This is a genomic window from Fibrobacter sp. UWR4, from assembly GCF_003149045.1.
Classification (GTDB): Bacteria; Fibrobacterota; Fibrobacteria; order Fibrobacterales; family Fibrobacteraceae; genus Fibrobacter.
Genome location: NZ_QGDU01000001.1, coordinates 104,986 through 128,397 on the forward strand (window position 1 = coordinate 104,986; position 23,412 = coordinate 128,397).

The following is a 23,412-nucleotide window of genomic DNA, read 5'->3' on the forward strand; positions in this document are numbered from 1 at the left end:
TTATGGTTTTTTCCTCCCAGCTTTTCCTGTTCTATTTTCTCCCGACTTTCCTAGTCGGGTATTTCGTCCTGCTTAAGCTGGGCGCCCGCCATTCCTATCTGAATTTTTTCATTACGGTATTCAGCTATATCTTTTATGGCTGGCTGGAACCCTGGCTTGTGTTCCTGATGTTTGGTTCCACTTTGGTGGTGTACGTTTCCGGCAAGATGATTTCTGCTGAAGGAGCCTCCAAGTTTAAGCGTAATCTTGGATTGGCTCTGGCGGTTGGCGTAAATCTTGGTGCGTTAGGTTTCTTTAAGTATTACATGTTCGGCATGGGCGCGCTGAATACCATTATCGAAAAATTTGGTGGTGAACCGTTCCATGTGATGACCATTCTTTTGCCGGTGGGTATTTCCTTCTATACCTTCCAGTCCATGAGTTACGCTATTGACGTATGGCGAGGCTCTGCACCTCCTGTAAAGAATTTTGCGACTTTCGCTTGCTATGTGGCCTTGTTCCCTCAGCTGGTCGCAGGTCCTATTGTACGTTACAATACGGTGGCCGAAGAACTGGATACCCGAACCCATACGGTTGAAAACTTTGCACGAGGTATTGCCTTTTTCTGCTTTGGATTTGCGGAAAAGATTTTCCTTGCCAATCAGGTGGGAATCATTGCGGACCGTGTATTCGCGGCGGAAGCACCTGGCGTTCTGAATAGCTGGTGGGGCTCCATTGCGTACATGTTCCAGATCTATTTTGACTTCTCCGCTTATTCCAACATGGCGATAGGTCTTGGTCTCATGCTGGGGTTCCACTTCCCCAGGAACTTCAATGGTCCCTATCGGGCCAAGAGCATTACGGAATTCTGGAAGTACTGGCATATCTCCCTGACCAGTTGGTTCCGCGACTACCTGTACATTGCGCTGGGTGGCAATCGCGTGAGCAAGGGACGACTGTACTTGAATTTGTTCCTGGTGATGTTTGCCAGCGGTGTTTGGCATGGGGCTAACTGGACCTTTATTTGCTGGGGCCTCTATCATGCGTTCTTCATGATCGTGGAACGCGCCAATAATAAGCAGGCCTTTTACGCCAAGGCTCCTGCGGTTGTGCAAGTGCTTATTACGCAGGTTTTGGTGCTCTTTGGCTGGGTGCTGTTCCGCGCCGACAACATTTCTGAAGCCTGGCGTATGTGGAAATCCATGTTGGGCCTGAATGCGGTAAGTGGTGCAGATGCCATTCTCTCTGCTGAAATTTTTACTCCTAGTTGCGTTGTGTTTATGGGGCTTGCGGCTTTGCTTTCTCTATGGAAATTCCGTTCCTTTGATTGGTGTAGCAAGGTGAACCCGTTACGCTTGGCTGTATCCATGATTATTTTTGTTTTGGCAATTCTCGCTCTATTTACACAGAGTTACAATCCTTTCCTTTATTTCCAGTTCTAGACTATGACAACGATTCTAGTTGTACTTGCAATTATTGTTGCTCTGGCATTTATTGTCCTGATTCACGTTTACGTTGCCCGATATAAACGTGTTGCCGGTGAACAGCTTGCCACTAAGAAGGAACTTCAAAAGAACTTCGATATTATCAAGACCTTGGCAACGACTTTTGATTCCGTGTGCTATGTGGATGTGAATACGAAGAATGTGATCCCTTATTCCTTAGGGGATACCCTGATTGAAAAATTGGGCGATGTCAAGAATTTAAAGATTGAACTGAAATACGATCAGGGCATGACCTTGTTGCTCCATTCCATTGTTCATCCTGACGACAAGGAAAAAATTTCCCGTGCTCTCCAGTTTGACAATGTAATCAGTACCCTTAGGACGAGAAAGTCCTTTAATATCCAGTGCCAGGCTCTTGAATATGGCGGATATCGCTATCATCGAATCTACGTCATTAAGTCCAATGATGGGGAAGGTGTTGTTGGGTTCGTCGTTGCCCTGGCGGATGAAGATGACGAAATGCGCCGACTGGAAATGTGCCAGCAGGAACTGAAGGATGCGAAGGATCGTGCAGAGGATGCAAGCCAGGCGAAGAGCATCTTCCTTGCCAATATGAGCCATGAAATTCGCACACCCATTAATGCCGTGATGGGCATGAACGAGATGATTCTTCGTGAATGTAAGGATGATAAGATCCGCTCCTATGCCGCTGATGTCAAGAGCGCAAGCCAGATGCTTTTATCCATTATCAACGACATTCTGGATTTTTCCAAGATTGAAGCCGGAAAGATGGATATTGTGGAGGCGGACTACGATATCGGTTCTGTGCTCAACGATGTGTCCAACATGATCAGCATCAAGGCGGAACAGAAGGGCCTGAAGTTGAATGTCTGCGTGGATGAAAATATCCCTTGCGCGTTGTATGGCGACGCTGTACGAATTCAGCAGGTAATGCTGAACTTGCTGAATAATGCGGTGAAGTATACGGAGTCTGGTGAAGTTTCCTTTGTCGTGAAGAGTGAATCTGCTCAAAATGATATGGTGAATTTGTCCATCCAGGTGAAGGATTCCGGCATTGGCATTCGCGAGGACGACCTTTCCAAGCTGTTCAAGAGTTTCCAGCGACTGGATATAAGCCAGAACCGCGCCGTAGAAGGTACAGGGCTTGGTCTTGCCATTACGGGAAAACTTGTCGAACGCATGAATGGAACCATCGATGTAAAGAGTACCTATGGAGTTGGTTCGACATTTACCGTTGTTCTTCCCCAGAAAGTGGTGGACGGGACTCCCGTCGGTAATTTCGAGAAACGCTATCAGGAATTCAAGAGGAATGAACTTGAAATCGATACGGTGTTCTCTGCTCCGGATGTGCGAGTGCTGGTGGTGGACGACAATAGCCTGAACCTTCGAGTGGCGGAACTGATGATGGGGCAGCTGGACCTTCAGGTGACTCTCTGCTCCAGCGGCAAGGAATGTCTGGAACTGATTCAAAAGGAACACTTTGACGTGGTGTTCCTGGATCACATGATGCCAGGAATGGATGGTATCGAAGTCCTTAAGAACAGCAAGATGCTGACAAACAATCTCTGTGCAAAGACGCCTTTTGTCGCGTTGACCGCCAATGCAATTGTTGGTGCAAAGGAAATGTACCTGCAGGAAGGCTTTGACGATTATCTATGCAAGCCAATCCGTATGGATAAACTGGAAAGTTGCCTGCAGAAATTCCTTCCTGAGGATCGTATTAAGCAATAAGCGAATTTTCGCCGCCTGAATATAAAAGAAAACGTAAAAGAGGACCGCTTAAATGCGGTCCTCTTTTGCAAGATGTCGTAACGAACCTGGTTCGGTATGATTACTTGATTTTAGCAGCTGCGGCCTTAAGAGCAGCTGCCTTGTCGGTCTTTTCCCAGGTGAAACGTGCGCCGACCCGACCGAAGTGGCCGAGGGCTGCGGTTGCCTGGTAACCGGGCTTCTTCAGGTCAAGCATCTTGTTGAGGCCTGCCGGAGAGAGGTCGAAGTTCTTTGCGACGATTTCTTCAATCTTGCTGTCATCGATCTTGCCGGTACCGAAGGTGTTCACCAGGACGGAAACGGGCTTGGAGTAACCGATGGCGTAGGCAACCTGGACTTCGCAGCGATGGGCGAGGCCTGCTGCCACGATGTTCTTTGCAACGTAGCGGGCGGCATATGCGCCGGAACGGTCTACCTTGGAAGGATCCTTACCGCTGAATGCGCCACCACCATGACGGCCCATACCACCGTAGGTGTCCACGATGATCTTACGACCGGTAAGGCCGCAGTCGCCATGAGGACCGCCAACCACGAACTTGCCGGTGGGGTTGATGAGGTAACGGGTCTTCTTGTCCAGAAGCTTTGCCGGAATCACCTTCTTGATGAGCTTTTCGATGATTTCCTTTTCGATAGTCTTGTGCTTCAGTTCCTTGCCGTTCACGAATTCGTCGTGCTGGGTGGAAATGACCACGGTGTCCACGCGGACGGGCTTGTCGTTTTCGTCGTATTCCACGGTGACCTGGGACTTGGCATCCGGGCGGAGCCACTTGATCTTGCCCTTTTCGCGGAGGTTCTGAATTTCTTCCATGAGCTTGTGAGCCAGGCTAATGGGCAGCGGCATCAGTTCCTTGGTTTCGTTCACGGCATAACCGAACATCATGCCCTGGTCGCCTGCGCCCTGCTTGTCGTCTTCCTTACCTTCGGCAGCCTTGGCGTCCACGCCCTGAGCGATATCGGGGGACTGCTTGTCCATAGCAACGAGAACGGAGCAGCCCTTATAGTCGAAGGCCAGTTCCGGGTTCACGTAGCCGATGCTCTTGATGGTCTTGCGAGCAATCTGCTGGTAGTCGATCACTGCCTTGGTGGTGATTTCGCCGGAAATCACAACGAGACCGGTGTTCACGAGAGTTTCGCAAGCAACGCGGCTGTTGGGGTCCTGTGCAAGGCAGGCATCCAGGATAGCATCGGAAATCTGGTCGCAGACCTTATCCGGGTGACCCTTGGATACGGATTCGGAAGTAAAAAGATAATGTGCCATTATGGCTCCTTATTTTGGCGCCAAGCGCGAAATGCCTACCTCCGTCGCTGCGATAAGTGTAACGCAGGGGTAAACACAACACTTGACGAACCTGTTGTTTCGTTTTTTATGCGTAAATGTACAAAAATGCATAAACGCTGACTAGTAGTCCTATCGTAATTGTGGCTTAAACTGTCAAAATGTTTTACTACTTTTTTCACTATGGAACTTAAAGAATTTTCCTCCTGGCTAAATGACCTGCTTACGCCGCAGGCTTTTCGTGACTACTGTACTGATGGCCTTTGTGTAGAGGCGAACGACAAGGTGACCAAGGTGGTGACTGGGGTTAGCTTCCGTGATCGCCTGATCGATGCGGCCATCGAAGAAAAGGCGGATTGTATCATTGTTCACCATCCCAATGGGTTCTGGAAGGGCGAAGATCGCGTCCTTGTTGGAAAGTTTGGCGAACGGATGCGTCGACTGATGCAGAATGGGATTAGCCTGTACGGTTTCCACTTGCCCCTGGATGGTCATCCTGAAATCGGAAATAACGCCCTAATTGCCAAGCGCATGGGACTTCAGGTGACAGAAGGTTTTATGCAGGAGGGGGTAAACTATGTGGGCTGGATTGGCGAATTTCCGGAACCGATGACTCAGGAAGCCTTTGTTGCCCAGGCCGAAAAAGCCTTTGCTGCCGGCGTGCAGACCAAGCTTTTCTATGGCTCCAAGACTATTAGGAAGGTTGCTATTTGCAGTGGTTCCGGTGCAAGTGGCATCAACGAGGCTCTATCCCTAGGCTGTGACGCCTTTATTACGGGTGAAATCAAGGAATCCGTGCCTATTATTTGTGAGGAATCCAATTTCAACTTGATCGCCTGTGGGCATCACAGAACTGAAATTTTTGGCGTGCAGGCCCTGGCCGAAAAAATCCAGAGTGAGTTGAAGATTCCTGCTAAGTTCGTGGATATTGATAACCCTATATAGGTCAATAAGTTAACCTACCTGAACGGTAGGTAATGTGTTTTGAGGTCCAATTTGAGGAAAAATCCCTTAAATTGGACTTTTTTTGTGAACAAAATGAAAAAAATCTGAAAATTTTACATTTGAAATTCTAACTTTGTAAGTCGTTGAGTGTCAATGAGTTACGTGTTGTCGATGGCCCGTTTTCGAGGCTTTGTCAAGAGGGACATTCCGTTTTTGGGGTGATTTTTTTTGCCAAATCGGGAGTAAAAAGTTATCTTACGAGCCGTGAATTTCGTAAAGACAACTATACACTTCCAGAATTCGTCCAAGTCCATGACGCTGCATGTGCCTGCGTTCCTGTTCTCGACTTGGCCGGTGGCTCGTATTTTTGTCGCTATTGGCGCGCTCTTGTTCCTGGCCCAGATGGCATTTACCACCGTTTATGATGGCGTGCTGAATCTGCAGCTGAATGAACGCCAGAAGCTGGAAAAGGAAATTGCCGGCATTCAGGGTACTTTGGATTACCTGCATTATACTTCTTCCGACTTCTTCAGGGACGAAAACCTGCTTTTCTCCCGCTTTGGCCTGCCTTCCCAGGATGAGGATACCCGCAAGTTCGGTACTGGTGGCGACATTTCCCCGGAAGATATGCTCCAGCGTAAGATCGCTCCGGTGTTCCAGCATGTGGCTGGCCTGAACGAATCTTCCGTACAGATTCAGGGTAAGCTGGCTAGCAGCGAAGCCTCCTTCGTGAACTTGAACAAGTATATGGAACAGAAACTGGCCCAGTGGCGCTATGTTCCTTCTGTTTCTCCCACTACTGGTCGCTATGCATCCGCTTTCGGTCCCCGCATTCATCCGGTGACTGGCGAAGTGGGCAAGATGCATCAGGGTGTCGATATTGCTAACGACCGCTGGACTCCGATTTTCGCACCCTCCGATGGCGTTGTGGAAATTGCTCAGCCTAGCGCCACCTTCGGTAACTTCGTGACGATTGATCACGGCAATGGCATCAAGACCCGTTACGGTCATATGCAGAGGTCCATTGTTCGCCCCGGCCAGTTTGTCTCCCGTTACCAGGTGATTGGATACATGGGTAACACCGGACGTTCCGTTGGCCCCCACCTTCATTACGAAGTATGGGTCAACAACTCTCCTGTAAATCCCCTTGCCTATATTTTGCCTAACGACCACTCTGTAGACTAATCTCTCAGTGGACTGACAAGGCGACCGCCCGAGAAAATGGCGCCGGCTAGTTCCGGCTAAAGGCGGATAACACCCTTTGGAGGGTGTTTTGTTTTTTCTAGTCATTTTTTTGGCTGTGGCGGCTTTTGGCTGCCCTTCCTTCGTGGAGTTTTTTCCGGACCCTATGGACGTTTCTGACGTTCAGGGGGAATTTGTCGAGATTCGACTTGGGAGGGACGATCTGGGAAACATTTATGGCCCGGAAAGTCTTAAGATCCAATTAGACGGGAAGACTCCGCTTGTAATGGAATTTCCGCGGACAGAACGTCTTTTGCTGGTTCATGAGGAGGGAAATTGTATTGCCTCGGATCTTGTAACTTGTGGTTCCCTAGGGAATTTTTCATTACCTAATTCCAGGGAGACGGTGTGGAATCTTTGGGCGGGAACCTGCACTGATTCGGTAACGCTCCCGACGCCGAAAGCGGGGAAAAGCTTCCAGCGGGTGAAGGAGTCCGATGAATGGGTCCTGACGGAAGCGACTCCTGGGGCCGCCAATCCTACTTATGAAAGTGACGTGAAGGATTGCGGGATCGACGGCCTGGTTGCCCGTTACGAGGGGGCGGAAAACGTCCGGTGGCATTTTTCGTTCAACTTTTCGGGATGCGACTCCACCCGCTTCACCTACCTGCTGGAAAACCTTGGGAATGGACGTGTCCAGCAGGATACCGCCTTGGCGGGGGAGATCTTCCAGTTGAAATCTGTTGAGGGAAATGCCTTCCGGATCCGGGCGGAAGTTCCTCCTGATGCAGCCCCATCCAATAACCTGCTGGATACGATGGTCTTTGTATCCGGAAAGTCCCCGCTGGTTATTTCCGAAATCCATCATTGTCCCAACGAACCGGAACCGGAGTGGGTGGAAGTCTATAACAGAGGGGAGAGTTTCTTCCCGCTGGAAAAGATTCGCTTTTGCGGGAGGGGCGGCCTCTGGAAAGATTCTCTTGAGGGGGGAGGCTCTCTGGTGCTTTCCAAGGATACGGCGTCCCTTCGGGAGTTCCTGGGGTTTCGGGATGTTCGTTTTAAGCAAGTAGCGTTGGGTTTTCTGAACAATACTGCGGGAAGTTTGTCTATCTGCTATGGGGAACAGGTGCTGGATTCCGTCGGGTGGGATAAGTCTACGGTGGGGTGTCCCTTAGGATTTAACCCTCTGACGGGTGGGGCGGAAAATACCCCTGGCTATCAGAGTGTCCGTTCCAGGAATGCTTCGGGAAAAATCTTTACGTACAAACTTTCATCCAGAATTGTCCGGAAGAACAAGGGCCCGCTTTTGGTATACCTGGAGAGTGAATCCTCCGTGGTGCTGAAACTTCTGGATTCCGCCGGCCGTTCCCTCTGGAAACAGACGGCTCCTTCGAACAGTAACGCCTGGTGGAAAGTCCCTGCGGATACACTGCTGAATGTAGGAGTGGGTTACCTTGCCATTTCTTCTGGCAGGGAGGAACAGACCATCGGCATCCTGGTGAGGCCTTAGCCATGAAGATATTTCTTTTGGTCTTGTGCCTGTGGGGTTGTTGTCTTGCTCAGGGTATTTGGATGCCCTTGACCTCCTTCGCTTCGGGAGGTTTCAAAAACTCGCCTGCAAAGGTGGGGGCGCCTTCCGTCTTTATGTCCTGCGAATTTCTTCGTGGGATGGAGGCTCTTGGCTGTGGCGCTGGCGGGGAGTTTCTTATTCAATCCAAGCGGATTTATTTCTACAGCATCTATGAACAGATGGATTCCCTTTACCGTCAGGTTTATTCGGAACTGGATTTTTCCTATGGCTGGAAAACTTTGGTGCTCGGTGGTGCCTATGGGTATTCCATGGAGTGGTCTCCGGGGCTTGCCAAATGGTCCCGTCATCGATACAAGGGGGGCGTGTCCCTGGTGTTTGAGAATGCCTATGTGGAGGCCTTTATGGAAGGATGGATGTCCGATTTCGAGAAAACGTGGGAAGGTGCCCTGGGGGCGGGGGTTTATCTGGGAAATCTGGGGCTAGCCTATGGACAATGGGACGGATCCGGTTTCTTTCTTGGAAATCGTATTGCCTGGAAGTTCCTCACGGTGGAAACATCCTACCAGTTTCCCGATTTCGGGGTGGGATTTCGAGTTGTTTTTTCATTGGGAAAATGGGAGCCTTCGGGAAGTTATGGATTTTCGTCGGGGAAATGGTCCTGGTTCGGGATTGGCGGCGTTCGCAAAATTTGAAAAAAGACTATCTTGTATGCCAAGGTTTAGGTTTATATGGTCATATCTCCGGGTGTACTTGCTGGAATCATGTTCGTACTGTTTTTGACGTTGGTGGCGTTTGTCATCGCGGTGATGCTGTATCGTGATTTGCGCTTCCGTCAGGATGTTTATGCGAATTTTTCCTCCTTCCTGGACGAATTCATGGTGATTATGACCAAGGATGGTGTTCTTCACGATGTCTTGCCTAAGTATATGGATGATCCGCTGTATGAACAGCTTGTGCAGAACCAGTCTTTTGAAAGCATCCTTTCCATTTCCGATTTGACTCGACTGAATGATTATATTCGCGGGTTGGATGCTTATCCGGATATTCCCTTTATTTTCTCCTTCCGTGGGGAATCGGGAATGCTGTGGTATGAATTGAGGGCTGTGGTCCAGAAGAATTCCAACTATCTGGCCTACCTGATCAAGAACGTGACCATGGATGTGGAATCCAGAAATCAGCGTGACCTGATTCAGAAAAATCAGGATTTATTGCTCCAGAGTACCGGTGATTTCCTATGGAGCCTGGATGTGGAACAACGCCAGTTCAGCTTGCTTACGCCTATTTCTGATGACGAAGGACGTGTGGTTCCTCGTTCCGTTGGCGTACAGGATATTCATACGATGTTGTCGCAGGAAGATTTTGAAGTCTTTGAGCGCGTCGTGAACGCCCGTGTGGTGGACTTTAGAACCACGGGTCGAGATAATGACGAAAATCGGACGATCAAGCTTCGCCTGCATGGTCAGGATGGCAAAAAAATCTGGTACGCCTTGCGTTGCAAAGTGGGTTATGACGAAAATGCCAAATTGATGATTAAGGGTACCGCTCGTCGCATGGATATGGCGATTGAAACGCCTGTGTCCGATGATGAAGCCCAGAGTGCCTTGGCTTCCCTTGCGTTTTCCTTCCCGGATATTAGTATTTTCTGCCTTGATCGAGATTACAAGTTTGTCAGCTGTAACTTGACCTTTGCCGTGGAACATGATGTTTCCGATGTGAAATTGATTGTGGGCAAGCGTGCCAAGGATGTGATTACGACGAAGTACTTCACCTATCTGATGGGTATTTGTTCCAGGGCCTTTGAAGATGGTCGTCCTGTGTCCTGGAGAGGTTCCGTTCACAAATCCGATCAGATTATTGTGCTGAATGTGGTCCCCGTTAAGAATGAGGATGTGGTCAACAGGCTGCTCTGTACCTACATCTACATGAGTCGGGAAGATTTTGAAAAACATTTGAATTCTAATGAGGAAAAATAATATGAAGAAGATGTTGCTCTCTGTTTTTGCATTGAGTGTCGCTCTTGTGGCTTGTAATGAAAGCGAAGCTAAGCAAGAGACCGCTGCTCCTGCCGCACAGCCTGCGGTTGCCCAGGCACCTGCAGCACCGGCTCCCGAAGCAAAGCCTGCCGCTGAAAATCGTATGGCCCATGTGAAGACCGTTGACTGGGCCAAGGCCGACGAAATGGCTAAGGCCGGTGCTATGTATTTGGACGTCCGCTATCCGGATGAACTGATGAAGGGCTACGTTCCTAACGCCAAGAACATTCCTATCAACGAATTGCTTCCCCGCATGGGCGAACTTCCCAAGGATAAGGATATTCTGATTTATTGCCGTTCCGGCCGTCGTAGCGAAGCTGCTACCAATCTGCTTATGAAGAATGGTTTTGAACGCGTCTATAACGTGGCTGGTGGCTTCCTGGCTTATCCGCAGCAGAATTAATCCGCTTGAAATAGAAAGAACATGAACTATTTGCGTCTGGCTTTGGAGGAGTCCGTCTTTTCTATTGGGACAAGCCGCCCTAATCCGGCGGTAGGTGCCGTCGTGGTTAAAGATGGAATCGTCGTGGGGAAGGGGCGTACGCAGCGCCCCGGGTCTGCCCATGCCGAAGTCATGGCGCTGCGTGACGCGGGCGAGCTTGCCCGCGGCGCGGCCATTTACGTGACGTTGGAACCCTGCTGCCATTATGGCCGCACGCCCCCCTGCACCAAGGCCATCATCGACGCAGGAATTGCCGAAGTATACTACGCTCACGGCGACCCCAATCCCATTGTCCGCGGGAACAGTAGGGCTGTGCTGGAGGCCGCCGGCATCAAAGTCTACGAAGGTGTAGACGCTTGTATTCGTGCCGAAGTGGAAGATGACTGGAACGATGATAGCTGCGGTGGGGAATGCCATTGCCTGAGTATGAATGGTCTTCCTGAACCGTGTCATGCCGGACTTGATTCGGCGTCGACTATATCAACCGGGAATCTTGCATCCTTCTCCAAATCTGCCGTTGCGGAAGGCCGTGCTGTCTTCCATGATGTGGAACGTTATTTCGAAGCCTACGACTACTTCGTCCGTAACAAGCGAACCTTTGTAGAAGTCAAGTGTGCCGTTTCCCAGGAAGGCTACATGGGGGTGGTTGCCTGCGATGGCGCCCATCTGCCTACACGCATTACAGGGGATGGAGCCAACTGCTGGAATCATGAACTTCGCGCCATGAGTGACGCGGTCCTCGTGGGGGCAGGAACCGTTCTTGCGGATAACCCCAGCTTGAACGTTCGCAATGCCGCCGGTAACGATCCCGTGAAAATCATCTGGGCCGGCCATCATGAATTCACCGCTGATGAAGTCGCAAAACTAAAAGTTTTCACACCCGCACGTCATCCTGATCCATGTCATGCTGACGCAGGTCAGCATCGGCTGTCTACCCTCGTCTTCTCCTGCGTCCCGCAGCCCGCATGTCATGCCGTGCAATGTCATGCTGAACTTGTTTCAGCATCAGCTGCTACATCCTGCGAAGTCATCCTCCTCACTGGCGCCTCCTTCGCTGAAAACTGGACCTTGATGATTGACGATCTTTCCGCCCGGGGCATGCACCGCCTCATGGTGGAACCTGGTGCCGGTCTTGCCAAGCAACTCTTTGTCGAGATAGTCCCTGCAGGCGACGGCCCGCAAAAGCCCCTCTGGAACCGTCTCGACATCTGGCGTTCTACCGACTGCCGTATCGATGACGCTATTGCAGACCTTGCCGCTTCCGGCAACATCAAGGAAGGCCTGGAATTTCCGGAATTTCCCAAGAACATCGTAGCCAAGGAATCCTTCATGGCCGGCCCCGATGTGTTGACTGTGTATTATCCTGGTTAAATCAAAAATACAAGCAGCAACTTCCTGTGTTTTTTTTCTGCAAGTTAGCTTTAACTAACTTACGGTGCTGGTCCAATCCAAAATTCTTCCCAAAAAGTTGTTTTCGCCCCGCATTTCTCTCGTAATTCATAATTCATAATTTTCTACTTGGCACACTTCGTGTGCATTTAGTACGGCTCAACCATGAAAAATAAGCAAGCTTATTTTTCGCGGCACTCGCCTTTTACTAAATTTGGCGCGTATGTTTACAGGTATTATTCAAAGTACTGGTACCATCCTCTCGCTGGAAAGCCGCGGGGATGCGCTTACCATGAAACTTTCTGCACCCGGCTTCTTTAAGGGCTGCAATTTGGGCGATAGTGTCGCTAATGACGGCGTGTGCCTTTCGATTGAAAGCTGCACCGACGACGAGGCTACCTTTTGCCTGATGCACCAGACGGTGGAAAACACCTCCTTTAAGCAGGCTGAACCGGGTAAATTGGTGAATTTGGAAAAGGCTTGCCGTGCGGATTCCTTTATGGGCGGACATTTTGTCATGGGCCATGTGGATACCTCGGTGAAGGTCCTTGCGGTTGCAAATCGCGAAACTGGGGTAGAAGTGGACTTGGAACTTCCCAAGGATCTGCGCCGTTACGTGATTCGTCGTGGCTCCGTATCCCTGAACGGCATCAGCCTTACGGTGGCCGAGAAGTTCGAGGATTCCATCCGCGTCTGCATTATTCCAGAAACTTTGGCTCGTACTAATTTGCGTAACTGGGTTCCCGGTACTATCGTGAATGTGGAAGTAGACATGCTGGGTAAGTACATTGAGAACTATTTGAAGGAGCGTGACCTTGCTTAATACCATTGAAGAAGCCCTTGAGGATTTCAAGGCTGGCAAATTTTTGATTGTGGTGGATGACGAAGACCGTGAAAATGAGGGAGACTTCGTTATTGCCGCTGAAAAGATTACGCCGGAAAAGGTGAACTTCATGCTCCACGAAGGCCGTGGCGTTCTTTGCTGCCCGCTGCCTATCAAGCGCTGCCATGAACTGAATTTAACCCGCCAGACTGCGGAAAATACATCCATTCTGGGTACCCCGTTCACCATCATGGTGGATAAGATCGAAGGTTGCTCCACTGGCGTTTCCGCCCATGACCGTGCGGCAACAATTCTTGCGCTCTCTGATCCTGCTTCCAAGCCCAGTGATTTTGGCCGTCCGGGCCATATTTCCCCGCTGTATGCCCAGGAAGAAGGTGTGCTCCGCCGCGCTGGTCATACCGAGGCCGCAGTGGATCTGGCAAGGCTTGCTGGACTTCGCCCCGCAGCCGCTCTCATTGAAATCATGAATGAAGACGGTACCATGGCCCGCATGCCCCAGTTGCAGGAAGTGGCCAAGAAGTTCGACATCAAGATTATTTCCATCCACGACCTGATTGCCTACCGCCTGAAGAACGAAAAGCTGGTGCAGCGTGTGGCTGCTCCCAACGTTCCCACCAAGTATGGCGAATTCAAGGCTTACGCCTACCGCAGCAATACCGATGGGGTGGAACATGTGGCCTGGGTGGCTGGTAATCCGGACTTTTCCAAGCCGGTCTATGTCCGCGTTCACAGCGAATGCCTGACTGGCGATATTTTCGGCAGCATGCGTTGCGATTGCGGTGAACAGCTGGAAGCCTCCATGAAGTTCATTGGTGAACATGGTGGCGTTCTCCTGTACCTACGTGGCCAGGAAGGTCGCGGTATTGGCCTCTGCAATAAGCTCCGCGCATACGAACTGCAGGAAAAAGGCCTGGATACTGTGGAAGCCAACATTAAGCTGGGCTTCAAGTCTGACCTGCGTCAGTATGGTACTGGCGCCCAGATTCTTGCGGACCTGGGTGTGAAGCAGATGCGCCTGCTTACCAACAATCCTAGCAAGATTAACGGCATTTCCGCCTACGGTCTTGAAATTGTGGAACGGGTTCCTATTGAAATCAAGCCCAACAACATTAACCGTTTTTACCTTCGCACCAAGAAAGAAAAGATGGGCCACGACCTGAAGTTGGACGAGGCCTAAGGGAGTACTATGAACGAACTGAAGAATTCTTTGAATGGAAATGGCCTCAAGGTGGCAATCGCCGTGGCCCGCTTCAACGAAATCGTGACTGACAAGTTGCTGGAAGGCGCTCTCCGTCAGCTGGCTATCCTGGGTGTGGACGAAAAGGACATCACCGTGGCTCATGTTCCTGGTGCATTCGAACTGCCGGGTATCTGTCGCCGTATGGTGGATTCTGGCAAGTTTGACGCTGTCATGGCTCTGGGCGCCGTTATTCGCGGTGAAACCGGCCATTATGACGTTGTGGTGAACAATTCTACCAGCGGTATTGCTGGTATTGCCGCTGAAGGCAAGGTTCCCATGATTCTCGGCATCCTGACCACCGACACTGTGGATCAGGCTATGAACCGTGCAGGCCTGAAGGCTGGCAACCTGGGTTGCAGCTGGGCTTCCACCGCCGTAGAAATGGCAAACCTCTACAAGCAGATTTAATTGAAAAAAGAAGAGATCGTTTTATGGCACAAGTAAGTTTTAGACCCGCTCGCGTATTTGCAATGCAGTTGCTGTACGCTATGGAAATTACTGGACAGACTGCTGGTCAGGCTCTGCCCGGCGTTATCGCCGCATTGCCGGACCAGGACACCAAGCCCTTCCCGGATGCACAGAAAAAGTACGGCATGAAATTGGTGGACCTGATTCAGGAACACAAGGCTGAACTGGAAGAATCCCTGAAGGAAAGCGCTATCCATTGGGAACTGGACCGCATCGCCCGTATCGACCGCATTGTGTTGTTCATGGCCATGGTGGAACTGTCCTACATTCCGGAAGTGCCCATGAAGGTGGCTATTTCCGAAGCAGTTCAGATTGCTGCCAAGTACAGCACGGATTCTTCTGACGCTTTCGTAAACGGTATCCTCACTGGCTTTATGCAGAAGAAGGGCATCGTCATTCCCCAGACCAAGGAGTCTAAGTAATGTATAACGACAAAAAGAACAAGCACATTTTTGCCGGTATTGCAAGTTTCATTGCACTTGTCATTTATTGCCTGACTATGGCTCCCACAGTATCCTTCTGGGACTGTGGTGAATTCGTCGCCTGCGCAAACACCTTGGGTATTCCTCATCCTCCTGGAACACCCTTCTTCGTGTTCTTCGCACGAGCTGTCATCGTCCTGCTTCCCTTTGTAGAAGAAATTGCAAAGCGCGTGAACTACATTTCTGTAGTAAGCTCTGCTGCTACAGTTTATGTGACCGCACTCTTCGCTTGGGAACTTCTGGCTGTCGTCCTGGATTCCGCCAAGGAAAAGGGTGAAGGTGTTGTTGAACGTCTCGCCGACAAGATTTCCGGCAAGACCCGCACCATTGTTCTCGGTACCGCAGCTCTCGTTGCAGGCTTCCTCCTGACTTTCTCCGATACCTTCTGGTTCAACGCTGTGGAAGCTGAAGTGTACGGTATCGCCATGCTGATCCTTATGCTGGTGTCCTATCTAGGCCTGGTATGGTACAAGCATCGCGACGAAGATTCTAGCGACCGCATTCTGATCTTTATCTGCTACATCGCCTTCCTGGGTGTTGGCGCTCATTTGTACACAATGCTTACCGTTCCCGCAGTCTTTGTGTTGCTCCTGGTGGCTCAGCCCAAGAAGATTTTGGAACGTTTCCCGGTGTGGATTACTGGAACCTTGCTGTGCTCCGTGATCTACATGGTTTCTGCCTTCATTGAAATTTCCCTGGTCTGCCTGGTTGCTCTTGCAATTCTTACCTTGGCAAAGCCTTTCAACAAGAACGTGAACAAGGCTGTTCGCCTTTCCCTGGCGTTCGCCTTCTTTGCTCTCATCGGCTACAGCACTCACCTTTATATTCCGATTCGCTCCGAATTGAATCCCGTGATTGACGAAAACAATCCGGAAATCAACATCCGTGACGATCAAGGTAATCTCCAGCTGGGTAACCTGTTCAAGGCAGAAAACTGGGATTCCTTCAATGCCTTCATTGAACGTAAGCAGTACGGCTCTGAAAGCATGATCGACCGCGCCTTCTACCGTCGTGGTAGTCTTTCTCACCAGTTCCTGGCATTCCCCCACATGGGTTATGGTGGCTACCAGATGGCTCAGTACCTGCCTTACAAGGTGGGTGAGGTAAACTACGCCAATGGCGTCTATACCTTTGATCCGGGTGACAACCAGCCTCTGGAACGTTTTGGCTTCAAGTTCCCCACTCAGATGGCTATGATGGGTGACGATCAGTCCATGGGTACTCTTGCCCAGTTCCTGATCTTCGTTATTTTCAACGGCCTTCTCATTATGGTTTGCGTCTTCTGCTGGAAGCGTAACTCCAAGATGGGCATCTTCATGTCCACTCTCTATGCACTTTGCTCTCTGGGTCTTATCTTCTACATCAACTTCGCCGACGGTTCCCGTATGGACAAGAAGTCTGATGAAGCTTATTGGAACAATACTATCGCTCGTTACAGCCAGAGTCTTGGCCTTAACGTTCCTGTTCCTAATGCAAACGACATTATCGATCTCCGCCAGAAGATTGAAGTTGCCAAGTATCGTATTGAAATGGCTACCTCCCGTGGTGAAGGCGGCAGCGAAAAGGTTGCAAACCTGAAGAAGGAAGTGGAATCCCTGGAAAATACTACTGCATGGCAGAACTGGACCAAGATTGAACAGGGATTTGCCCGTGCTGGCGCTCGCGCTCCGTTCCCGGAAACGGTTCATCTGGAAGTTCGCGAACGTGACTACTTCTACACTCCGGCATACATCTTCATGAGCATGATCTTTGGTGTCGGTGCCGGCATCCTGGTGTTCATGGTTGCGACGGGAACCATGGCTAGCCTTGCATCTCCCATCGCCGCAGCTCTCGTTCTGGTTTCCTTCCTGGTGCCCTGCATTTCCAACTATAAGGAACACGACCGTTCCGGCCTGTGGGTTCCTTGGGATTATGCCTACAACTTGCTGAACAGCTGCCGACCCAATGCAATTCTTTTCACCAATGGTGACAACGATACATTCCCCCTGTGGTTTGCTCAGGAAGTGGCTGGTATCCGTAAGGACGTTCGCGTGGTGAACCTGTCCCTGGGTAATACCGACTGGTATATCTCCCAGATGCTGGATAATGAACCGATTCTTAAGTTGAGCTACAACAAGGAAACCATCCTTACGGATATGGTCCTGGATAGTAAGACTGCGAACAACCCCAACCATCAGGTTTCCGTGTGGGTTAATCGTGCTCAGCGTCTGATGCCTCAGCTGAAGTCCCGTATTGATGCGATGGAAGGTCAGCAGCTCTCTGCTGCAGATTCCGCAAAGTTGATGCAGTTCAAGGTTCATTACCAGGTATGGGATGCTTTCAACGATTGGGCTCAGCGTTCTCGTAGCTCTATGATGCTTACCCAGCACAAGCTGGTGATTGATCTTGCTCTCCAGAATATGGACAAGCCTATTGAAATCTCTACCACTGTTGGCCAGAGCAACTTCATGGGTCTTGAAAAGTATATGGTTCAGGAAGGTATGGTCTACCACTTCATGAAGGGTGACCTGGAACCGAAGCGTAATGCATTCGATGCTGCCTACACTGCAAACCTGATTGACAACGTTTATAAGTATCGTGGCCTTGGTGATGGTACCGCTTTCATCAACGACGAAACCTCCCGTTTGCTCTCCAGTTACATTTCTCTGTATTTGCAGCTGTCCTTTGACGCTCGTGAAAAGATTGACCGTCTCCGCAACGAACATCCTTTCACTGCAGACAAGAAGGCTCAGGTGGATAGCCTGGCACTTTCTGCTGGCAAGTATCTGGAAATGGGCATCAAGCAGTTCCCGGATGAATGGCGCAATTACTGGGCTGCCTCCTATGTCTATCAGGCTGCCGGTATGAAGCAGAAGGCTGTCGAACTGGCTAACCGTGGTCTGGAAGCTGTACCGTCTTTTGAAGAAGGTGGTCGCGCTCGACTGAACATGGCTCTCCGTCAGTCCGAAGCTATGTCCGACGCTCCTCTCGCTGTTGAAGAACCCGCTCCGGAACCGGAAGCACCTGCGGCAGATTCTGCAGTTGCTGAAAGTGCTGTAGTGGCCGCTAAGTAGTTTATTTCTGTAAGTCGATATTGTTATGGATTTAAGTCTTGTTATCCCAGTTAAGGAAGAAAGCGAAAATCTTCCGGAACTGTTTAAGGAAATCGTTTCTGCTCTTGCCCCTACGGGTTATGAGTACGAAGTCATCGTCATTGATGACGGTAGCCGCGATAATACCTGGGAAGTGATTGAAGGCCTGGCTAAGGAATATCCCTTTACTCAGGCTTATCGCTTCCAGTTCAACTGCGGTAAGGCCGCCGGTCTTTCTCTGGGCTTCTCCAAGGCCAAGGGCAAGTACGTGGCTACCCTGGATGGTGACCTTCAGGATGATCCTCTGGAAATCCCCAAGATGATCAAGATCCTGGAAGAAGGTTACGACCTGGTTTCCGGCTGGAAGATTCGTCGCCTGGATCCCTGGCACAAGACTTGGCCTTCCAAGTTGTTCAACCTGACGGTTTCTGCCGTCTGTGGTAAGCGTCTCCATGACTTTAACTGCGGTATCAAGGCATATCGCTGCGCAGTGGTCCGCTTTATTGACTTGTATGGTGACTTCCATCGCTTTATTCCCGTGATGGCGAAATGGCAGGGCTTCCGCATTACGGAAATGCCTGTTGCCCATAGAGCCCGTGTCCATGGGGTCTCCAAGTATGGTGTTTCCCGCTTGGTTTCCGGCTTCCTGGATCTGCTCTCCCTGATGTTCCTGAAAAGTTTTGCCACAAAACCTCTTCATTTCTTTGGTTTACTGGGCTTGATTTGTATATTGATTGGACTTGGCGTAACCGGTTACTTCGCCTACGAATGGATCCAGCTGGGCGCTCTTCATGTGCGTCCGCTGCTTCTCGCTGGAGGATTTGCCTTGGTGATGGGCGTGCAGTTTATTTCCTTGGGCTTGCTGGGTGAAATGATGCATGGCAACAAGAAGAAAACGTACCCTGTGGCGGAATCCATCGGTGATTCGTCCACAAAGTGATTTTGTGTTTTGGAGGATGCATGGCGTACCCTAAGAGTTTGGTGATTATTCCGACCTATAACGAGAAGGAAAATATCCTTCTGATTATGGGGGAAATTTTGAAGCAGAGTGAATGTCTGGAAATCCTGGTGGTGGACGATGGTTCTCCCGATGGTACCGGCGACATTGTCCAAGGGGAAACGGAAAAGAACCCGCGAATCCATCTGCTGCGCCGTAAGGGCAAGATGGGCCTGGGCTCTGCTTATGTCACGGGCTTCAAGTGGGCTCTGGAACGTGACTATGAACGTGTTTTCGAAATGGATGCCGATTTCAGTCACAATCCTGCCGATTTGACTCGATTCCTGGACGCCGCCGAAAATGGTGCCGACCTGGTGCTGGGTAGCCGTTATCTCGACAACAAGATTAGCGTGGTGAACTGGGATCTGAAGCGTTTGATCCTGAGTTATGGCGCAAATGTCTATACCCGTATTGTAACGGGCCTTCCCATTAGTGATGCTACTGGTGGATTCAAGTGCTATAGCCGTACCGCTCTCCAGGCTCTGAACCTGGACAAGATGAAGAGTGATGGCTATTGCTTCCAGATTGAAACCACTTTCAAGGTTCGCAAGAAGGGCCTTACCGTGAAGGAAATTCCCATTGTCTTTACGGACCGTACTCGTGGCACTTCCAAGATGAGCGGTGGCATTATTTCCGAAGCCTTCTTCCTGGTTCTTAAGCTTCGCCTGGGCTTGGCATAATTCTGACGTTAAGGTTTTTTTGATGGCTGTTGATTATTCCTGTTCCGTTATTATTGTCGCATATAATTCCTGCGACTTTATTCCTGCATGTCTTAAGTCTGTCCGCGATGCTTGCGAGGGCGTTGACGCAGAAGTTATCGTTTTGGATAACGGATCCCCGGAACCGATCACTGCCGAAATCAAGGCCTTCTTTCCGGAAGTGAAGTGGCTTGATTCCAAGGAAAATCTGGGGTTCGGCAAGGGATGTAATCTTGCTGTAAAGTCTGCCACGAAACCTTATCTATTCTTTATCAATCCGGATACTCTTGTTTCTAGGGATTCTTTCCGCAAGATGCTGGAATTTGTCCAGGAACATCCGGAAACGGGTCTTGCCGGTAGCCGAATCCTGAATGAGGATGGCTCCCTGCAGCTGGCTTGCCGCCGCTCTTTCCCCACCACTTTCTCCGCCATTTCCAAGACGGTGGGGTTGGCTGCTCTGTTCCCCAAGAGCAAGTTGCTGGCTTCCTATAACATGACCTATGCCGATCCTGAGGAAGTGACGGAAGTGGACGCCATCAGTGGTTCCTTCTTCTGTATGCGGAACGATCTGTATCGTGAACTGAAGGGCTTTGACGAAGATTTCTTCATGTATGGTGAAGACCTGGATCTTTGTTTCCGGGCAAAGGTGGCTGGATTCAAGAACTACTATACTCCGGCGACAAACATCCTGCATTTCAAGGGTCAGAGTTGTAAGACCCGCCGCTGGAAATCCTATGTGGATTTCTACAAGGCCATGATTATCTTTGTGAAGAAGCACAAGGACCTTTACTTTGTGCCGACTCTGCTTGTGACCATGGGTATTTTATTCGCCGCTTTTGTGGGTATGTTCTCCCGACTGATTCCTAAGTTCTGGAAGATTATTCTAGATACTGTGATGATTCTTGGAATTAGTTTGCTTGCGGTTGTTGTGGAGAATGATCCCTATGATGGATTCCTTGATTATGGTCGAGTTCCGATTGTACTTCTGTGTACACTTGTGATAAATGTCTTGTATTTGGCGTTGCGTGGGGAGTATAGTACTGCATCGCTAGCCGGTAAAAATTTCATTTCTCGCTTAATTCCTGTTAACTTTGTGGCTGTTGCAGGTTCTCTTGCCTACATTGTTTTCTTTAGCGGGCGAGGATGTATCTGCAATATTTTTGCGTCTAGTGAGTTGTGCGGCTATTTAACGTACGTTTTGGGAATTCCCCTTGCTCTCAAGGCCTGGCGTCGTATTGCATTTTGGATAAACTATTTCTACAGAATTTTTGCCAAAAAACGTCATCGCTCCATTTTGCTGGGCGGTTCCGAAGATTCTCTGGACAGCTGGTTTGACCGTTACAATGTCATCCCGGGTGTGGAAATTCTGGGCTGTGTCACCAATAACCCTGAAAAAATCTCGGAAGGTAACCGCCAGCATCTCTTGGGTACCTTGGATCAGATGGAATCCGTTTGCAACCGTACAGGCTGCCGCGAACTGCTGGTGGTTTCCAATGCATCGGGTTTCCGTGAACCTTTCGATATTGAATGGCTGGATAAGCTGGGATTACGGGTGTTTTTGCTGGTCGGAAACGGCAAAGATGGCGATTTTGCCCTGGTAAACCTGAAATATCTCCATTAACGTAAGTTTTTGTCCCAAAATAAGTTATCTTTTTGCCTATAGTGATTTATCATAAAAAGGCAATATGATCGACTCTAAGTTTTTGGATATCCTGTGCTGCCCCGAGACAAGGGGAGCTCTCAAGCCCGCAAACGAAGAACTGCTGGCTACCTTGAACAGCGCAATTGAAGCTGGCACCCTGAAGAATGTGGCCGGCGAAAAGATTACAGAAAAGTTGACTGAAGTCCTGGTTTCCGAGGATGGTTCCAGGGCCTATATTGTTCGTGAAGATATTCCGGTCCTTTTGGCTGACGAAGCTATTATGCTCTAGAAGGAGTAAATATGACGGTAACGTTGGAATCTCTTAAAAAGTCCGTTGGCAAGAAAAATGCCAAGTCAGAAGTCTTTGCCTGGCTTGCCGATTTGGAACGTGCTGCCGGCGACTTGGATGGCGCCTTGCAGAGGGTGGATGGCGGCCTTACGCTGTATCCTAACGATGTGGCGGCAATGATTGTTCGTGCCAAGATTCTTTTCCAGCAGGAAAAGTTTGAGGAATGCGTCCAGCAGTGCGCTACAATCCTGGTAAAGGATACCTTTAGCCTTGCCGGCCAGAAAATCATGGGTGACGCCTACGACAAGTTGGGCATGATTCCCGAAAGAAATGTTTGCTACCGTCGTTATCATGACATGGATCCGCTGAATACCTTCTGGAAGGATGAGTACGACGTTGTGGAATCCGCTGTAGCTGCAACGGTTGCTGCTGATATGGCCATGCCGGATGAAGACTTCAGCATGCCCGAAGAAGGCTCCAGCTTGTTTATCAATACCCTGGACGAACAGGGCTCCATGGCCGAAGGTTCTTCTGTGGACGACTCCTTCGAAAAGGCCTTTGGAGATACCTTTGGTTCCGATAGCGGCGCCTCCGAAGATGATGGTGCGGGACTGTTTGAAAAGTCCGCAAGTTCCATTGGACTGTCTCTGGATGATGAGCCTTCCAACGACACCGCAAGTCCTTTCAGCAAGGGTTTTGATGACGTTCAGGAAGAAGAATCCTTGGAAGCCCCCCTTAGCAGTGGCTTTGGTGATTCCCTGGGTGGTGCTTTTGAAGCCCCTGCTGCGGAAGAATCTTCCGATGATGATCCGTTTGCAGCACTTGCGGCTATGCTTCCCAATAGCGATGCTGCTGAAGATTCCATGATGGAAGACCTGAGTGCATCTCTGGATGCAACCATGGAAACCATCTCTGCAGAAGATACTGGAGATAAGCCGTTGGAACAGTTCCCGGTGGACGAAAATATCTCTGGCAACGATGTGAACTCCGCTATGGCTAGCTTCTTTGGTCTGGATGACGACCTGGAAGCAGAGGAAACCTCAGCAGCCGGTTCAAACGCTATTGAAGAAACTCCTGTGGACGAAAACGCTTCTGCAAATGCATCCATGGTATTTGGTTCTGCTGCAGAAGACAAGCCCATGAGCGTGGATAACGCTTTCAATTCTATCTTCGGCGAGGACGAACTTCCCGAAGAATTGCCGCAGGAAAAACCTGCTCCGGTGGCTGAAAGCATCGAACTTCCTGTGGAAGACAAGCCCATGAGCGTGGATAATGCTTTCGACTCCATCTTTGGGGATGATGAACTTCCGGATGAAAAGTCCATGGAACTTCCTGCCGCAGAGGATAGCCTTGAACTTCCTGCAGATGAAGAAGTGAAGCTGGATGGCGAATGGAGCCCGACTCCTGTAGCCGCAGAAGAACCTGCTGTGGAAGAGAAGCCCGCTGCACCTGCCGCCGAAGAAAGCTTTAGTGTAAGCAGTGCGTTCGATTCTATTTTCGGTGACGATGAAGATTTGCCCGAAGAAAAACCGGTAGAAACCGCAGCACCTGTTGCAGAAGACTCTCTTGAACTTCCTGCCGTAGAGGACAGCCTTGAGCTTCCTGCAGATGAAGAAGTGAAGCTGGATGGCGAATGGAGCCCGACTCCTGTAGCCGCAGAAGAACCTG

19 protein-coding genes and 1 pseudogene are annotated in these 23,412 nt (G+C 50.0%); 19 read left to right on the top strand and 1 reads right to left on the bottom strand.

The genetic code is table 11. The features are described 5' to 3' along the window. The first annotated feature begins 2 nt into the window (after positions 1–2). Both BGX12_RS00470 and BGX12_RS00475 read left to right on the top strand, forming a co-directional pair. Positions 3–1,421 (top strand): MBOAT family protein, encoded by a 1,419-nt coding sequence (locus BGX12_RS00470; RefSeq protein WP_109734131.1) that lies wholly within the window; start codon positions 3–5, stop codon positions 1,419–1,421. 3 nt (positions 1,422–1,424) lie between these two features. Then, the gene (locus BGX12_RS00475) at positions 1,425–3,176 is read left to right on the top strand and encodes an ATP-binding protein (protein WP_109734132.1); all 1,752 of its coding nucleotides are present in this window, start codon (positions 1,425–1,427) and stop codon (positions 3,174–3,176) included. A 100-nt stretch (positions 3,177–3,276) separates the two neighbouring features. Here BGX12_RS00475 and metK read toward each other — a convergent pair whose 3' ends face one another. Next, a complete protein-coding gene (gene metK / locus BGX12_RS00480; RefSeq protein ID WP_109734133.1) occupies positions 3,277–4,473 on the bottom strand; it encodes a methionine adenosyltransferase in 1,197 nt (398 codons plus the stop codon). 201 nt (positions 4,474–4,674) lie between these two features. Between metK and BGX12_RS00485 the strand changes: the two genes are divergently transcribed. The 17 genes and pseudogenes from BGX12_RS00485 to BGX12_RS15395 form a co-directional block, all read left to right on the top strand. Next, a complete protein-coding gene (locus BGX12_RS00485) occupies positions 4,675–5,436 on the top strand; it encodes a Nif3-like dinuclear metal center hexameric protein (RefSeq protein ID WP_109734134.1) in 762 nt (253 codons plus the stop codon). A gap of 264 nt (positions 5,437–5,700) precedes the next feature. Further along, positions 5,701–6,621, top strand: a complete 921-nt coding sequence (locus BGX12_RS00490; protein WP_109734135.1) for a M23 family metallopeptidase — start codon at positions 5,701–5,703, stop codon at positions 6,619–6,621. 115 nt (positions 6,622–6,736) lie between these two features. Beyond that, entirely contained in the window at positions 6,737–8,128 is a 1,392-nt protein-coding gene (locus tag BGX12_RS00495) for a lamin tail domain-containing protein (protein ID WP_146196198.1), read from the top strand. A 134-nt stretch (positions 8,129–8,262) separates the two neighbouring features. Continuing rightward, positions 8,263–8,841, top strand: coding sequence for a hypothetical protein (locus BGX12_RS00500; RefSeq protein WP_146196199.1), 579 nt, complete (start codon positions 8,263–8,265; stop codon positions 8,839–8,841). A 36-nt stretch (positions 8,842–8,877) separates the two neighbouring features. Continuing rightward, a complete protein-coding gene (locus tag BGX12_RS00505) occupies positions 8,878–10,122 on the top strand; it encodes a hypothetical protein (RefSeq protein WP_109734138.1) in 1,245 nt (414 codons plus the stop codon). A gap of 1 nt (position 10,123) precedes the next feature. Continuing rightward, complete coding sequence (locus tag BGX12_RS00510; RefSeq protein ID WP_199220707.1) at positions 10,124–10,585, top strand: rhodanese-like domain-containing protein; 462 nt, start codon at positions 10,124–10,126, stop codon at positions 10,583–10,585. 21 nt (positions 10,586–10,606) lie between these two features. Further along, positions 10,607–11,995 (top strand): bifunctional diaminohydroxyphosphoribosylaminopyrimidine deaminase/5-amino-6-(5-phosphoribosylamino)uracil reductase, encoded by a 1,389-nt coding sequence (locus BGX12_RS00515; RefSeq protein ID WP_109734139.1) that lies wholly within the window; start codon positions 10,607–10,609, stop codon positions 11,993–11,995. A 241-nt stretch (positions 11,996–12,236) separates the two neighbouring features. Continuing rightward, the gene (locus BGX12_RS00520) at positions 12,237–12,836 is read left to right on the top strand and encodes a riboflavin synthase (RefSeq protein WP_109734140.1); all 600 of its coding nucleotides are present in this window, start codon (positions 12,237–12,239) and stop codon (positions 12,834–12,836) included. Beyond that, positions 12,823–14,034, top strand: a complete 1,212-nt coding sequence (locus tag BGX12_RS00525; protein WP_109734141.1) for a bifunctional 3,4-dihydroxy-2-butanone-4-phosphate synthase/GTP cyclohydrolase II — start codon at positions 12,823–12,825, stop codon at positions 14,032–14,034. The genes BGX12_RS00520 and BGX12_RS00525 overlap by 14 nt, the downstream gene beginning before the upstream one ends. A 9-nt stretch (positions 14,035–14,043) precedes the next feature. Next, complete coding sequence (ribH, locus tag BGX12_RS00530; protein ID WP_109734142.1) at positions 14,044–14,505, top strand: 6,7-dimethyl-8-ribityllumazine synthase; 462 nt, start codon at positions 14,044–14,046, stop codon at positions 14,503–14,505. 23 nt (positions 14,506–14,528) lie between these two features. After that, positions 14,529–14,987 (top strand): transcription antitermination factor NusB, encoded by a 459-nt coding sequence (gene nusB, locus BGX12_RS00535; protein WP_109734143.1) that lies wholly within the window; start codon positions 14,529–14,531, stop codon positions 14,985–14,987. Further along, positions 14,987–18,100, top strand: a complete 3,114-nt coding sequence (locus tag BGX12_RS00540) for a DUF2723 domain-containing protein (protein ID WP_109734144.1) — start codon at positions 14,987–14,989, stop codon at positions 18,098–18,100. The genes nusB and BGX12_RS00540 overlap by 1 nt, the downstream gene beginning before the upstream one ends. A gap of 25 nt (positions 18,101–18,125) precedes the next feature. After that, positions 18,126–19,058, top strand: coding sequence for a glycosyltransferase family 2 protein (locus BGX12_RS00545; protein ID WP_109734145.1), 933 nt, complete (start codon positions 18,126–18,128; stop codon positions 19,056–19,058). Between the two features lie 20 nt (positions 19,059–19,078). Continuing rightward, positions 19,079–19,795 carry a polyprenol monophosphomannose synthase gene (locus BGX12_RS00550; protein WP_109734146.1) on the top strand — a complete coding sequence of 239 codons (717 nt, stop codon included), beginning with the start codon at positions 19,079–19,081 and terminating at the stop codon, positions 19,793–19,795. Between the two features lie 22 nt (positions 19,796–19,817). Continuing rightward, positions 19,818–21,434, top strand: coding sequence for a glycosyltransferase family 2 protein (locus BGX12_RS00555; RefSeq protein WP_109734147.1), 1,617 nt, complete (start codon positions 19,818–19,820; stop codon positions 21,432–21,434). 64 nt (positions 21,435–21,498) lie between these two features. Then, complete coding sequence (locus tag BGX12_RS00560) at positions 21,499–21,744, top strand: Trm112 family protein (RefSeq protein WP_109734148.1); 246 nt, start codon at positions 21,499–21,501, stop codon at positions 21,742–21,744. A gap of 11 nt (positions 21,745–21,755) precedes the next feature. Then, a pseudogene (locus BGX12_RS15395) lies at positions 21,756–23,412 on the top strand (hypothetical protein); the annotation flags it as partial.